At 45.4% G+C, this 13,763-nt stretch carries 11 protein-coding genes and 4 tRNA genes; all 15 read right to left on the bottom strand.

The features are described 5' to 3' along the window. Positions 1-3 precede the first annotated feature (3 nt). The 15 genes from yycF to ychF all read right to left on the bottom strand — a co-directional run bounded on the left by yycF (position 4) and on the right by ychF (position 13,608). Positions 4-714 (bottom strand): response regulator YycF, encoded by a 711-nt coding sequence (yycF, locus tag B1A98_RS11760; RefSeq protein ID WP_041095648.1) that lies wholly within the window; start codon positions 712-714, stop codon positions 4-6. A gap of 432 nt (positions 715-1,146) precedes the next feature. Beyond that, a tRNA-Phe gene (locus B1A98_RS11755) sits at positions 1,147-1,219 on the bottom strand. A 145-nt stretch (positions 1,220-1,364) separates the two neighbouring features. Further along, positions 1,365-1,441: transfer RNA gene (locus B1A98_RS11750), tRNA-Asp, on the bottom strand. Between the two features lie 6 nt (positions 1,442-1,447). Continuing rightward, positions 1,448-1,519 (bottom strand) — tRNA-Glu (locus tag B1A98_RS11745). A gap of 14 nt (positions 1,520-1,533) precedes the next feature. Further along, a tRNA-Lys gene (locus B1A98_RS11740) sits at positions 1,534-1,609 on the bottom strand. Between the two features lie 367 nt (positions 1,610-1,976). Continuing rightward, the gene (locus B1A98_RS11730) at positions 1,977-3,269 is read right to left on the bottom strand and encodes an adenylosuccinate synthase (RefSeq protein WP_041095649.1); all 1,293 of its coding nucleotides are present in this window, start codon (positions 3,267-3,269) and stop codon (positions 1,977-1,979) included. Between the two features lie 169 nt (positions 3,270-3,438). Then, positions 3,439-4,788, bottom strand: a complete 1,350-nt coding sequence (gene dnaB / locus B1A98_RS11725; RefSeq protein WP_041095651.1) for a replicative DNA helicase — start codon at positions 4,786-4,788, stop codon at positions 3,439-3,441. 217 nt (positions 4,789-5,005) lie between these two features. Then, a complete protein-coding gene (gene rplI, locus B1A98_RS11720) occupies positions 5,006-5,455 on the bottom strand; it encodes a 50S ribosomal protein L9 (RefSeq protein ID WP_063386036.1) in 450 nt (149 codons plus the stop codon). Beyond that, positions 5,452-7,422, bottom strand: coding sequence for a DHH family phosphoesterase (locus B1A98_RS11715; protein ID WP_063386035.1), 1,971 nt, complete (start codon positions 7,420-7,422; stop codon positions 5,452-5,454). The genes rplI and B1A98_RS11715 overlap by 4 nt, the downstream gene beginning before the upstream one ends. Before the next feature lie 37 nt (positions 7,423-7,459). Beyond that, a complete protein-coding gene (locus B1A98_RS11710) occupies positions 7,460-8,398 on the bottom strand; it encodes a YybS family protein (protein ID WP_063386034.1) in 939 nt (312 codons plus the stop codon). Positions 8,399-8,990: 592 nt separating this feature from the next. Further along, on the bottom strand, positions 8,991-10,991 hold the full coding sequence (locus B1A98_RS11705) for a methyl-accepting chemotaxis protein (protein ID WP_063386033.1): 2,001 nt from the start codon (positions 10,989-10,991) through the stop codon (positions 8,991-8,993). Between the two features lie 165 nt (positions 10,992-11,156). Further along, positions 11,157-11,390, bottom strand: a complete 234-nt coding sequence (rpsR, locus tag B1A98_RS11700) for a 30S ribosomal protein S18 (RefSeq protein ID WP_041095655.1) — start codon at positions 11,388-11,390, stop codon at positions 11,157-11,159. A 25-nt stretch (positions 11,391-11,415) separates the two neighbouring features. Further along, positions 11,416-11,946: a single-stranded DNA-binding protein gene (ssb, locus tag B1A98_RS11695; protein WP_063386032.1), complete on the bottom strand. Its 531-nt coding sequence runs from the start codon at positions 11,944-11,946 to the stop codon at positions 11,416-11,418. 70 nt (positions 11,947-12,016) lie between these two features. Next, positions 12,017-12,307 carry a 30S ribosomal protein S6 gene (rpsF, locus tag B1A98_RS11690; protein ID WP_041095657.1) on the bottom strand — a complete coding sequence of 97 codons (291 nt, stop codon included), beginning with the start codon at positions 12,305-12,307 and terminating at the stop codon, positions 12,017-12,019. 200 nt (positions 12,308-12,507) lie between these two features. Continuing rightward, on the bottom strand, positions 12,508-13,608 hold the full coding sequence (gene ychF, locus B1A98_RS11685) for a redox-regulated ATPase YchF (RefSeq protein WP_063386031.1): 1,101 nt from the start codon (positions 13,606-13,608) through the stop codon (positions 12,508-12,510). Positions 13,609-13,763 lie beyond the last annotated feature (155 nt).

The raw sequence follows: 13,763 nt of genomic DNA, 5'->3' as shown, positions 1-13,763 counted from the left end.
AGGTTACTCCTGTTCAGGGTTGCGCAAGTAATAGCCGACCCCTCGTCTCGTCACGATCCATGAAGGGTGGCTTGGGTTGTCTTCAATTTTTTCGCGAAGACGGCGGACAGTGACATCGACTGTACGGACATCGCCGTAATAATCGTAGCCCCAAACCGTCTGCAGCAAGTGCTCCCGCGTCATCACTTGTCCGATATGCTTCGCCAAATAATGGAGCAACTCAAATTCACGATGCGTCAGCTCGATGGTTTCGCCGCGTTTAGAGACAACGTAAGCATCCGGATGGATGGTTAATGTTCCTACTGAAATCTCATTTGTTTCCTCTTCTTCATCAGATTGCGGAGGAGCGGCCTGATGGCGGCGCAAATTCGCTTTTACGCGGGCAATTAATTCGCGTGTGCTGAATGGCTTCGTTACATAATCATCCGCGCCCAGCTCAAGTCCAAGCACCTTATCAATTTCCGAGTCTTTTGCCGTCAGCATAACAATCGGCATTTCATGTTTTTTTCTCACTTCCCGGCACACTTCCATGCCGTCGCGTCCTGGAAGCATAATATCAAGCAGGATTAAATCCGGCTGCAATTCCTCGACCATTTCCACCGCTTGATCACCGTCGTAAGCACAGTGGACATCGTATCCTTCTTTTTTTAAATTAAACTGCAGAATATCGGCAATCGGCCTCTCATCATCTACAACTAATATTTTCTTTTGCATGTTCTTCTCCTCATTTCTTCAGTCTAAAAGCACTCGATTTAAGAAAAGATGATTCTATTATTTTATCATATTTCTGTAAGAAAACTGTTCATTCTATCTTTTGAAGCAGAAAATGGCAGTTCCTACTGCAAACAGGCCGTTGCGAAGACAAACGACCCGATTTCCTGCGATATTTAAAATAGCTCCCCACTAACTTTATCATGAAAAGCACTGGTTTTCATCATTTTCAGGAAACTAGAAGCTTTTCCCTCCAATAAAATGATCTGCTGTTATTTCCCATTGATTTCTTCATCGCCGATACAAAAAACTGAAAGGCGGCCCCCTGCGAAAAGCGTTCACCTGCAGCAGGGTCTATCAAAACCAAGCAGACTTTGTCACAGAGCTAATAAAAAAAGCACCGCGAGAGTTATCATCGTCGCAATGCTTCTTTGATGGCTCAGGACGGAATCGAACCGCCGACACATGGATTTTCAGTCCATTGCTCTACCGACTGAGCTACTGAGCCGTATTTCCCTATTCTACACAGCCGGGTTCGAACTTTGTCGAATAAGCTGTAATAAAAAATGATGCGGCCAACATCGAAGTAGATTCAGGAAGTTATGGCCGTCATCTGGGAAAATAGGATTCATTAAATTAAACGGTTATTAAAATGGCGGTCCGGACGGGACTCGAACCCGCGACCTCCTGCGTGACAGGCAGGCATTCTAACCAACTGAACTACCGGACCGTACAATGACCCCTACGGGATTCGAACCCGTGTTACCGCCGTGAAAGGGCGGTGTCTTAACCGCTTGACCAAGGGGCCATTATCAGTAAAAATGGTGAGCCATGAAGGACTCGAACCTTCGACCCTCTGATTAAAAGTCAGATGCTCTACCAACTGAGCTAATGGCTCGTAACAATGCTTGTTCTTAACAACGTTGTTAATATTATCACATAGTTAAATAGCTGACAACAGGTTTTTGAAAAAAATTGTCGAAAAAAGCTGCAATAAGCGGAAAATGCCGTTAACTGGAGCTTCACTGAACCATTCAGCCTGCGTCAGCTTCTCTTTTTGCGCCTCTATCCATATTTTTTCAAAAAAAAGGAATGCTTCTAAGCTGCAAGGCACTTGTGCACCGGAACGGAAATCCGCCTGTTTCTCAGAAGAAAAAGAGGCTGACCCAAAAGTCATGTTTCATGATCTTTTGGGTCAGCCCTATCGATGGATGGTCTCAACCGGTCTTTCCTACGAAGAAAGCCGGCTGGGAACTTTTATATAATTATCTTTGTGCCCAGACGCTGCGGACAACATTCGTTTGGCTGCGGTCAGGACCCACTGAGAAAATAGACAATGGAATGCCTGTCAGCTGAGAAACGCGCTCTAAATAATGGCGAGCGTTTTCAGGCAGCTCACTCAATGTTTTGCAGCCAGTAATGTCTTCTGTCCAGCCAGGAAGCTCCTCATATACCGGCTCGCATTCCGCCAAAATATTCAAGTTAGCTGGAAACTCTTCGATAATTTCACCTTTATAGCGGTAAGCTGTACAGATTTTTAACGTTTCAATGCCAGTTAAAACATCAATGGAGTTAAGTGACAAGTCAGTCAATCCACTTACACGGCGGGCATGGCGGACAACGACGCTGTCAAACCACCCTACACGGCGCGGACGGCCAGTTGTTGTGCCGTATTCACGTCCTACTTCACGGATTTGGTCACCGATTTCATTCGTCAGCTCCGTTGGGAACGGCCCGTCACCCACACGCGTTGTATACGCTTTGGAGACACCGACCACATGATTAATCTTTGTTGGTCCTACGCCTGATCCGATCGTTACACCGCCGGCAACCGGGTTAGAAGAAGTAACAAATGGATATGTACCTTGGTCAATATCCAGCATCACTCCCTGGGCGCCTTCAAACAAGACACGGCGTCCTTCATCAAGAGCATCATTTAAGACAACGGACGTATCACAGACATAATGCTTGATCTGTTGTCCGTATTCATAATATTCATCTAAAATATCTTCAATTTTAAAGCCTTCTGTTTCATAGAAACGCTCAAGCAGACGGTTTTTCTCTTCCAGATTCCGCGTCAGCTTTTCTTCAAACGCTTTGCGGTCCAAAAGATCCGCCATACGGATACCGATGCGGGCTGCTTTGTCCATGTAAGCAGGTCCGATCCCTTTCTTCGTTGTGCCAATCTTATTGGCGCCTTTGCGTTCTTCTTCCACCTCATCAATTTTCAAATGATACGGAAGAATGACATGAGCGCGATTGCTGATGCGCAAGTTGTCTGTTGATACATTATGCTCATGCAAATATTTTAATTCTTGGATCAGCGCCTTCGGATCAACGACCATGCCGTTGCCGATCACACAGATTTTATCGCTATAAAAAATACCAGACGGAATTAAATGAAGCTTGTACGTTACGTTGTTAAACTTAATTGTATGTCCCGCATTGTTACCACCTTGGTAGCGGGCTACTACCTCTGCATTTTCTGAAAGGAAATCAGTGATCTTTCCTTTTCCTTCATCGCCCCACTGTGTTCCAACAACAACTACTGACGACATAATAAGCACCTCCGCAGGGTCCATTAATTGGTTTATTTTTTACCTGCTTATTTTAACAGGTTAAAACGATAGAAGTCAATTACAGAACACGAACATTTTGATGTACGAAAAATGAATTTGTTCGTAAAAATAAAAAAGAACTGACAGCTGAGCTGCCAGTTCTTTCTCCTCAGCCCGTTTCATCGAATCGACGCTCAAGGTTGACGAACTTATTATATTCTTTGACAAAGGCGAGCTGGACTGTGCCGACCGGGCCGTTCCGCTGCTTCGCTATAATGATTTCAATGATATTTTTGTTTTCCGATTCTTTATCATAATAATCATCCCGGTATAAGAAAGCAACGATATCGGCATCCTGCTCGATAGACCCTGATTCACGGATATCAGACATCATCGGCCGCTTATCTTGACGCTGCTCCACTCCGCGGGAAAGCTGGGAAAGGGCAATGACCGGCACTTCCAGTTCACGGGCAAGAGCTTTCAAGGAACGGGAAATCTCTGACACTTCCTGTTGGCGGTTTTCGCCGGAACGGCCGCTTCCTTGGATCAGCTGCAAATAATCGATCAAAATCATTCCCAGTCCGTGCTCCTGCTTTAAGCGGCGGCATTTTGAACGGATGTCCCCAATGCGCACGCCTGGTGTGTCATCAATGAAAATGCCTGAATTCGACAAGCTGCCCATTGCCATGGTCAGCTTGCGCCAATCTTCGTCCGTTAGAGAGCCGGTCCGCAAGTTCTGGGCATTAATGTTGCCTTCCGCGCAAAGCATCCGCATAACCAGCTGCTCTGCCCCCATCTCCAGACTAAAGATTGCCACATTCTCATCCGTCTTTGTAGCCACGTTTTGAGCAATGTTCAAGGCAAATGCCGTTTTACCGACAGAAGGACGGGCCGCCACAATAATCAGGTCATTGCGCTGGAAACCGGCCGTCATTCGATCGAGCTCTGCAAACCCGGTAGGAATCCCCGTGACATCTCCCTTCCGGTTATGGAGCATTTCAATATTGTCATATGTGCGCACAAGTACGTCTTTTATATTATGAAAAGCGCTTGTGTTTTTTCGCTGGGCTACTTCCATGATGCTTTTTTCGGCTTCATTCAATAAAGCGTCTACTTCATCCTCACGATTGTAGCCTTCCTGAGCAATTGTTGTTGCCGTACGAATCAGCCGGCGCAAAAGCGACTTTTCCTCAACAATGCGGGCATAATATTCAATGTTGGCTGCTGTCGGAACGGACTCAGCCAATTCAGTTAAATAGATGACGCCGCCCACATCCTCCAAATCTTTAGAGGCCGCAAGCTCTTCCGTTACAGTCACGACGTCGACTGCTTTGCCTTGATCATTCAGCTTCAGCATCGTATGGTAAATCTTTTGGTGTGCAGTCCGGTAGTAATCTTCCGGAATTAAAATTTCTGAAGCAACTGTTAAAGCAGCAGGCTCCAGAAAAATAGCGCCCAATACCGCTTGTTCCGCTTCAATGCTCTGCGGCGGGATCCGGTCAGTCAACAAATCACTCATTATCTCAACCTCCTTGCAGGAAGCGTTGTTTCTTTCTTCGCTAACTGTCTGTTTATCAAAAAGCTTTGTCAGGCACCCCTTCTCCTTTCACTTACTTTTTCTATCGAACCCGCAAAACGGATGAAAGGAACCTTGGGTGAACATAGCTTAGCAAAAAAAAGTGACCAGAAAGATCCGATCACATGTTTTCAACCTTATTATTTTAGCATGAAACGACTTATTTTTCTTCTACAACATGAACTTTTAATATGGCAGATACTTCATTATGAATTTTCACTGGCACGTTTGTGTAGCCGAGTGCACGAATGCCGTCTGGCAGGTCCATTTTGCGCTTATCAATTTTGATCGTATGTGTTTTCTTCAGTTCTTCCGCAATTTGCTTTGTTGTCACGGAACCGAATAATCGTCCGCCCTCACCAGATTTTGCTTTGATCTCTACTGTTAAGGTTTCCATGACCTCTTTAAGCTTTTTCGCTTCTTCCAGTTCTTGCTGTGCCAGCTCCGCTTCTTTTTTCTTTTGGGCGTCCAGCGCTTTCTTGTTTCCTGCTGTTGCTTCTACAGCTAAGCCGTTTTTAATTAAAAAGTTATTGGCATATCCATCTGCCACGTTCTTCACTTCACCTTTTTTCCCTTTTCCCTTTACATCCTGTAAGAAGATTACTTTCATTCTTCGCTGCCTCCTTCATATAATTCATTAATCACTTCCAGAAGCATGACTTCTGCCTCTGTCACTGTTACATCTTTTAGCTGAGTGGCCGCATTTGATAAATGGCCGCCGCCCTGTAGTTGTTCCATAATGATCTGAACGTTCACTTCCCCGAGTGAACGGGCACTGATGCCGACTGTATCCGTCTCTCTCTTTGCAATAACGAATGAAGCCTGGACGCCGTCCATCGCCAGCAGCGTATCTGCTGCCTGCGCAATTAAAACAGAGTCATATACTTCATTCGGGTCGCCCTTGGCAATGGCAATCCCTTCTTTAAAGAAATAGACTGTTTGAATCAGCTGTGAACGCTGAATATACGTATCAATGTCTTCCTTTAAAAATTTCTGGACAAGGACTGTATCGGCCCCGCGGGCGCGCAAATAAGACGCAGCATCAAATGTTCTTGATCCGGTGCGGAGCGAGAAACTTTTTGTATCAACGATAATACCGGCAAGCAGAGCGGTGGCTTCCAGCATGGACAGCTTGCTCACTTTCGGCTGATACTCCAGCAGTTCCGTAATGAGCTCTGCAGTAGAAGAAGCATACGGCTCCATGTAAACGAGCAGCGGATTTTTCACAAACTCTTCTCCGCGGCGATGGTGGTCAATCACTACTACTTTGTCCACCTTGTGGAGCAGCCTCTCATCAATGACCAAGGATGGTTTATGCGTGTCCACTACGACGAGAAGCGTCTCTTCCGTAGCAAGATCGATTGCTTCCTCCGGTGCGATAATCCGCGAATAAAGATCCGGATTCTTTTTGGTCTCCGCCATCAGGCGTTTAACAGCCGTGTCCATCTCTGAAAAATCAAGGACGATATAGCCTTCCCGGTCATTCATTTCCGCTACGCGGCGAATCCCCATGGAAGCGCCGAGCGCATCCATGTCAGGGTATTTATGCCCCATGACAATGACTTTGTCGCTTTCCATCACAAGCTCACGAAGAGCATGTGATATCACCCGGGCTCTGACACGTGTTCTTTTCTCCATCGGGTTCGTTTTTCCGCCATAAAACTTTACTTTTCCGTTCAGCTGTTTTAAGGCGGCCTGATCTCCGCCTCGTCCGAGGGCGAGATCTAAGCTGGACTGGGCAAGCGTGCCCAATTCAGGAAGCGACAGTTCGCCATGCCCGACCCCGATGCTCAAAGTAAGCGAAGCGGCCTGCTTAGCTGTGCGTTCCCTTACTTCATCCAGGATTGAAAACTTGGTTTCCTCAAGCTTTCGCAATATCTTTTCATTGAGCACAGCAAAGAAGCGCTCTGAAGAAATTCTCTTCAAGAAAATGCCGTGTTCCAACGCCCAGTCATTTAAGATAGAGGTCACCATGCTATTTAAGCTGCTTTTCGTCTGGTCGTCCATGCCTTGTGTCAAATCGTCGTAGTTGTCCAAATAAATGATAGACAAAACGGTTTGTTCCTCTAAAAACCTTCTTGCTGTTTCTTCCTGTTCGGTTACATCAAACAGATAAAGCAGCTTTTCCTCCGGCTTGATAATGACATCAAACTTGCGATCGTGCAGTTCAATGACATCACCTTTTTCGTTTTTAATAATCGTGATAAGGGAATCAGCCAGTTCATGCAGTGACTTGCCTACTAGCATTTCTTCTTTGAAATAAGAAGATAAAAAGGTATTCGCCCATTCTATGTAGTAATCGTCATTGTACAGGAGGATTCCAATCGGCATCTCCATAAGCGCCTCTTCTCCTACGCGCTTTAACCGGTAAGAAAGAGTGGTCACATAGCGCTCCACCTCTCTGTGAATGCTGTTCTCCGCTCGAATTAGCAGAAAAAACAACCCCCCGCTTATGAGAAAACCTATGAGTGCTACCGGCCAATTAAAAGCAGCAAGAACGGCAAAAACGACAATAAAAACTATGAATAATCCGTATAACGGAAATTGTATTTTCCGCCTGCTATAGTAAGAAAGCATCATTTCAGCTCCTAGAAATAAGAGTAGCCTAAACAAATTATATTTTCCGTTGAAGGCGTTGCCGCAAGTCGAATCCTAAGTCAATTATACCTAATAATCTCACAATATAAAGGAGAGGGAGGATAAGAATTGAAAAAACGGTTATCAAGATTGGAATGATCTGCGGCCATTTTTTTAAATGAGCTGTAAAGTAAAGAAACGACAATCCTTGGATCAGCAAGCAAAATTGCAGCATGAACATAATGTTTATGTAGGAAAAGTACCACATCGTTCCCTTTTCCGGCAGCGCAATCAAGCTGGCCAGCAACAAAATAATATAGTACCACAGAATACTTTTCGGGACTTGCCATTCCCTGAACGGTTTAAACTTGGGCACGTCTACACCCAATTTCTTGGCAATTGGAAAGCTAATCGCCATCATGACCAGCATAGAGCCCATAGAAAAAAGCACGAGCAAAGCTGGCATTAGAGCAAGGAGGTAATCAAACACTTCCTGCGCCTGCTCAACCGCTTCCTCCGGCAAAGGGGTGCCCAGACTCTCCATCATCTTGGCAGACTCCTCATAAGATTGTCTGAACGACTCGCTTATGTTCACTGCCTGATCGCCCGGCATACCCATGACCATGGCGTACAACACAACTATATTCAGCAAAAAAAGTAAACTTCCTGCCATAAATATCGAAAATTTGTCCCTGTTTTTCTGCACCATCATGCCCATCACGGTTCCCGGCAAGATAAAGAGCAAGGCAAACGGGACTGCCGTTACGCCGCCGAGAAGCAAAGAAACCAATAAACAGATAGCCCCAAAACCGGTTGCTGCCCGCACAGAATACTTAGCGCTGTACACTAAGAAAGGAAGAAGTAAAAAAAGGCTGGCTATTGTTCCCAGCGCCGGAATATACAGCGACAGTGCAAATAGCACGACAAAAAGAACGCCCATTTTTACTCCTTCAGTCATCAGCTTGTTATTGTCCACTCAAACACCTCATTAATTTATATCTATTACCTGACACTACATCAGTTTCCCGCGTTACAAATGATTAACATCCTTATTATTTTATCCTGCTTTGGTCATTCATTCAACTGTTCGGATTTTTCCGCTTACATCCGTCGAATGATTTCTGGCTTTTCTAAAGGCAATGAGTACAAATTCCTATATATATCCTTTTTCTAAAACAAACTGGATGTTTCCACCAGATGGACATTTAGTCGAGCCGCCGTCTTTTTTATTTTGCTTGGAGAGGAAGGCGGTTAACAAGCTGGAACTGCGGAAAGCGAAGCAGGCTGGAATGGAAATCCATAGGCTCCATTTACATGAACAAGAAAAAAGGCTGCTGATTTTTCATTCAGCAGCCTGATCATTGGGGCTGTTCATTCATTTTCCTTCAAACGATTGCGCGTCTGTCCTAACTTTTCTGCCCTGCTGATTAGAACGAAAGGCGTGAAGACGCCTGCGGGATCAGCGGGACAGGTGAGACCCCGCGCTTTCGCGGCAGGAAGCTCCCCGACTGCCCTGCGGAAAGTGAAGCGCCTGGAATAGAAATCAACAGGCTCCTTCAAAGGCGGTTTTATCCGTGCAGCTTAAAACGATTCACTGCACTTTTCAATTCGATGCTCAATTCCATTAACCGTTCAGATGAGATGGCTACCGATTGGATGGCTCGCATCTGTTCATCAGCTGAAGCGCTGATTTCCTCACTTGCGGCAGCTGACTGCTGCGAGGAAGCAGCGATTTCTTCCATGACTTGCAGCACTTCATTTTTCTCACCAGCTGCTTTCATAATTTCTTGATTAATAGCTGCGACGGAGGACTCCATCTTCTCTACAAGCGAAGACAACTCGGCAAAGATCGTTTCGGTTGCTTCTACTGCTGCTGTTTGATGATCAAAGTTTGTCCGGGTTTTTGCCATTTGCTCGACGGCCTGCCCAGACCCTTGCTGAATATCACTGATGGTTGCTTTTACTTGATCGGTCGCCCGTGAAGACTGTTCAGCAAGCTTCCGAACTTCTTCCGCAACAACAGCAAAACCTTTTCCATGCTCTCCTGCCCGGGCTGCTTCAATAGAAGCATTCAAAGCAAGCAGGTTCGTCTGGGAGGAAATATCCGTAATAGTCTGCATGATCAGTTCAATGGACTTAATCTTCGTTTCCAAAGCATGGATCACTTCTTCCATCTGATCGATATAGACTTTCGTTTCGCTGTTGGAAGCCCCGAGCATTTGAACTTGTTCCAGCCCCGATTTCTGGACCGCTTCCGTCTGGCTGGCTGCTTCTCTCATTGCTTCTGCCTGATCAGCGATTTGATTAATTTGGTCGCCAAGATGATGCGAACGCTCTGTTGCTTCACTGGATTCCTCGGACGCTTTGGATGCTCCTTTAGCAATCTCGCTAATCGCTGCTGCGATCTGCTCGCTTGATGCATTCGTCTCCTCCGAAACCGCACTTAAATTTTCTGCTGCTTCTGTTACATTCTCAGCCGAGTGGTTCACAACCGAAATAATCTCTCTCATGCTGGCCACCATCTCATTAAATGTTTTCGCCAGCTCACCAACTTCATCCCTCGAAGTAACAGGCACCTGTACGCTTAAATCGCCTTTTGCCACCTTTTTAGCTGATCCTCCCAAAGCATGAATAGGCTTGATGACTTGATTCAATATATAAAGCACTGCTCCGATCATGACGAGCAGCAAGACAATTCCGGTGACGGCCAGGTACGTGCCGATCGACTTCGATAAGCCTAAAAGAGAGTCGCGATTGTAAGCTGCTCCGATCTTCCAGTCAACCGCTTCTACCGTATCATAGACGAGAAGACGTTCTTTCTGATCTTCCTTAAAATTGACCGTGCCATTCTCTTGACTGCTGTCTAAAACGGATTGAATATAGTCATATTTCGTCAAGTCTTTCCCTTGGCCAGTCGGATGCACAATGCCCACCCCCTGCTTGGAGATGATCATAGGCTGGCCGTCATAGCCGATATGCATATTATTCATTTGGTTTGTGATCACTGATAAACTCACATCCGCCCCGATGACACCGGCGGGCTGATTATTGATCATTAATGCTTTAGACACGGTTACTACATACTCTCCGGTACCCATATCTACATATGGCTCGCTCCAGACAGCCTCTCCTTTTGCCTCCACTGCCAGCTTAAACCAGTCTCTCTTGCGCGGGTCATAATCAGCCGGCAATTTAGAAGGATAAATATCCATCGTTCCTTTTGGCGTAGCGAAGAAAATATTCAGCACATCCCCATACGAGTGCGAATAGCGCTCGAATAAGCTTTTAACCGCTTTTTGGCTAGCTTCATCTCTGTTGCCGCCCGCAATCTTTGCCGCATATTGCGCAAGAGCCGGGTTTTCACTAGTTAGCTCCATGCTTTTCTTGTGCTGATCCAAAAATAAGAAAGCGGAATCGTTCATTTGCTGTACGATTCCTTTCGTCTGTCCAATGACTTCCTGTTCTGTCTGCTTTTCGATTTGATAACCGATGAAAATAATAATGAAAGCAAATGATAAAGCAAGCAGCACAACAAGAGGGATCATTAGCTTGGCTTTGATTGATCGCAATGTTGTCACCATCCTGTATAAAATTAAGAGTAAAGGCATATGTATATGCCTATGTAAAGCTCAAGCCTTTCTCTTCTTTTATCGGATGATTCTTTAAAATATCTATCACCCCAAACAAATTTTTTCCATAAAAAAAACCCGTCGATTCAGACGGGTTTTTCTTGCTTACTCTCCAGCTACGAATGGAAGAAGAGCTACTTGACGCGCACGTTTAATTGCAATAGTTAAACGGCGTTGGTATTTAGCGCTTGTTCCAGTTACGCGGCGTGGAAGGATTTTTCCGCGCTCAGAGATAAACTTTTTCAAAAGTTCTACATCTTTGTAGTCGATATGCGTAATGCCGTTAGCTGTGAAATAACATACTTTCCGGCGTTTACGTCCGCCTCTGCGTCCTGCCATGTCGATTCCCCTCCTCTGTTAATGATTAGAATGGCAAGTCATCATCTGAAATATCGATCGGCTGACCGTCATTTGCAAATGGGTCTTCATCCATTCTTGTATAACCTGACTGGTTATTGTTGTTATTGTTGTTATTATTGCGTTGATTCTGCTGTCCAAACGGAAAGTCTTGGTTTCTTTGTCCGCCGCCGTACGAATTGTTTTCAGGGCTGCGCTCACCTGCAGCTGCAGCTGCACTGCGCGGCTCTAAAAACTGTACGCTTTCAGCTAAGACCTCGGTTACGTATACACGCTTTCCGTCTTGTCCTTCATAATTACGCGTTTGAATACGGCCATCTACGCCAGCTAAGCTTCCTTTTTTCAGGAAATTCGCCACGTTTTCTGCTGCCCGGCGCCAAACTACGCAATTAATGAAGTCCGTTTCCCGTTCTCCTTGCTGGTTTGTGAACGTACGGTTCACAGCAAGAGTGAAAGTAGAAACAGCCACTCCGTTCGGCGTGTACCGAAGATCCGGATCTTTAGTTAAACGGCCTACTAAAACGACTCGGTTCATCATCAGAATCAACCCCCTTTTCATTCAAAATGTTCCATTGAAAGCATTCTGAAAGATTATTTATTTAAACGATTTATTTATCATCTTCACGAACTACGATGTGGCGGATGATGTCGTCGCTGATTTTTGCTAGACGGTCAAATTCTTGAACCGCTGCAGCATCGGCGTTAGCGTGTACTAGTTGGTAGAAACCTTCACGAAAATCGTTGATTTCATATGCTAAACGACGTTTACCCCACTCTTTAGAATCGATGATTTCCGCACCGTTAGAAGTTAAAATTCCGTCAAAGCGCTCAACAACCGCTTTTTTCGCATCCTCATCAACGTTTGGGCGGATAATGTACATGAATTCGTACTTTTTCATCTTTCTTTCACCTCCTCATGGTCTATACGGCTCTTTTTCTTTGAAAAGAGCAAGGAGTAACTGTTTCATTACTCACAAGATAGAATTATATCACGATTTTCTTCCTAATGCAATAAAATCAGCAGAACAGCCCATCCCAGGAATCGAAAAAGCAGCCGTCTTTTCTCCGGGCGGAGAAAAAGCGGCTGCTCTTTTATCCATTATACATTAAATCTAAAGTGAACAACGTCCCCATCTTGCATGATATACTCTTTGCCTTCAAGGCGGACTTTGCCAGCCTCTTTGGCAGCACCCATTGATCCGGCTGCCACAAGGTCTTCATAGGACACTGTTTCGGCGCGGATAAACCCGCGTTCAAAGTCGGAGTGGATGACGCCCGCACATTGCGGAGCTTTCATGCCTTTACGGAAAGTCCAAGCGCGCACTTCTTGAACACCCGCTGTAAAGTAAGTAGCCAGTCCAAGCAAGGAATAAGCCGCCCGGATCAATTGGTCCAGACCGGACTCCTCGATGCCAAGCTCCTGCAGAAACATTGCTTTCTCCTCGTCATCAAGCTCGGCAATCTCCTCTTCAATCTTGGCGCAAACAACGATTACTTCCGCGTTATCCTGCGCGGCGAAATCACGGACTCTTTGCACATATTCATTTTCGGATGGATCGACAATGTCCTCTTCGCCCACGTTTGCTACATAAAGCATTGGCTTAGATGTCAGCAAGTGCAGCTGCTTGGCGATGCGCCCTTGCTCTTCGGAAAGCTCTACCGTGCGAGCCGGCTTGTTCGCTTCAAGCGCTTCTTTTAATTTTACTAAAACATCATTCTCCATCACTGCTTCTTTATCTTTTTGCTTTGCTAATTTAGCTACGCGCACGAGGCGTTTATCTACTGTTTCCAAATCGGCTAGAATTAACTCCAGGTTAATTACTTCAATATCGTCAATCGGATCTACTTTTCCTGACACATGTGTAATATTATCATCGGCAAAGCAGCGGACAACCTGGCAAATAGCGTCCACTTCCCGGATATGAGCAAGGAACTTATTGCCAAGTCCTTCTCCTTTGCTCGCTCCTTTCACGATGCCTGCGATATCTGTAAATTCGAAAGCAGTCGGAACGGTTTTCTTCGGCTCTACCATTTCAGTTAATTTATTCAAACGCGCATCCGGCACTTCTACGATGCCGACATTCGGGTCAATGGTACAGAAAGGGTAATTGGCAGACTCCGCGCCTGCTTTTGTAATTGCATTAAATAACGTTGATTTCCCCACATTCGGCAAACCAACAATTCCAGCTGTTAAAGCCATTTCGGTCACTCCTCTATTATCAGCTCTTCTATTATTTTCGCTCTAAACCTTCCACAATTATAAATTTAGTCAAGAAAAAAGGCAATTGCTGCCCGCCGCCCATTTTTATTCATCGGGACCGATTTCCTTTTGTTATACTATTCACAACTAATCAC

It is taken from the genome of Pseudobacillus badius, assembly GCF_002189605.1.
Taxonomy (GTDB): domain Bacteria; phylum Bacillota; class Bacilli; order Bacillales; family Domibacillaceae; genus Pseudobacillus; species Pseudobacillus badius.
The sequence above is the reverse complement of the archived record's forward strand: the minus strand, read 5'-3'. Positions and strand labels throughout refer to the sequence as shown.

What these genes read in the sequence shown, in the direction of transcription:
- yycF (WP_041095648.1), bottom strand. Translation starts at nt 714, where the DNA reads ATGCAAAAGAAAATATTAGTTGTAGATGATGAGAGGCCGATTGCCGAT.
- B1A98_RS11730 (WP_041095649.1), bottom strand. Translation starts at nt 3,269, where the DNA reads ATGTCGTCAGTAGTTGTTGTTGGAACACAGTGGGGCGATGAAGGAAAA.
- dnaB (WP_041095651.1), bottom strand. Translation starts at nt 4,788, where the DNA reads ATGAGTGATTTGTTGACTGACCGGATCCCGCCGCAGAGCATTGAAGCG.
- rplI (WP_063386036.1), bottom strand. Translation starts at nt 5,455, where the DNA reads ATGAAAGTAATCTTCTTACAGGATGTAAAGGGAAAAGGGAAAAAAGGT.
- B1A98_RS11715 (WP_063386035.1), bottom strand. Translation starts at nt 7,422, where the DNA reads ATGCTTTCTTACTATAGCAGGCGGAAAATACAATTTCCGTTATACGGA.
- rpsR (WP_041095655.1), bottom strand. Translation starts at nt 11,390, where the DNA reads ATGGCAGGACGCAGAGGCGGACGTAAACGCCGGAAAGTATGTTATTTC.
- ssb (WP_063386032.1), bottom strand. Translation starts at nt 11,946, where the DNA reads ATGATGAACCGAGTCGTTTTAGTAGGCCGTTTAACTAAAGATCCGGAT.
- rpsF (WP_041095657.1), bottom strand. Translation starts at nt 12,307, where the DNA reads ATGAAAAAGTACGAATTCATGTACATTATCCGCCCAAACGTTGATGAG.
- ychF (WP_063386031.1), bottom strand. Translation starts at nt 13,608, where the DNA reads ATGGCTTTAACAGCTGGAATTGTTGGTTTGCCGAATGTGGGGAAATCA.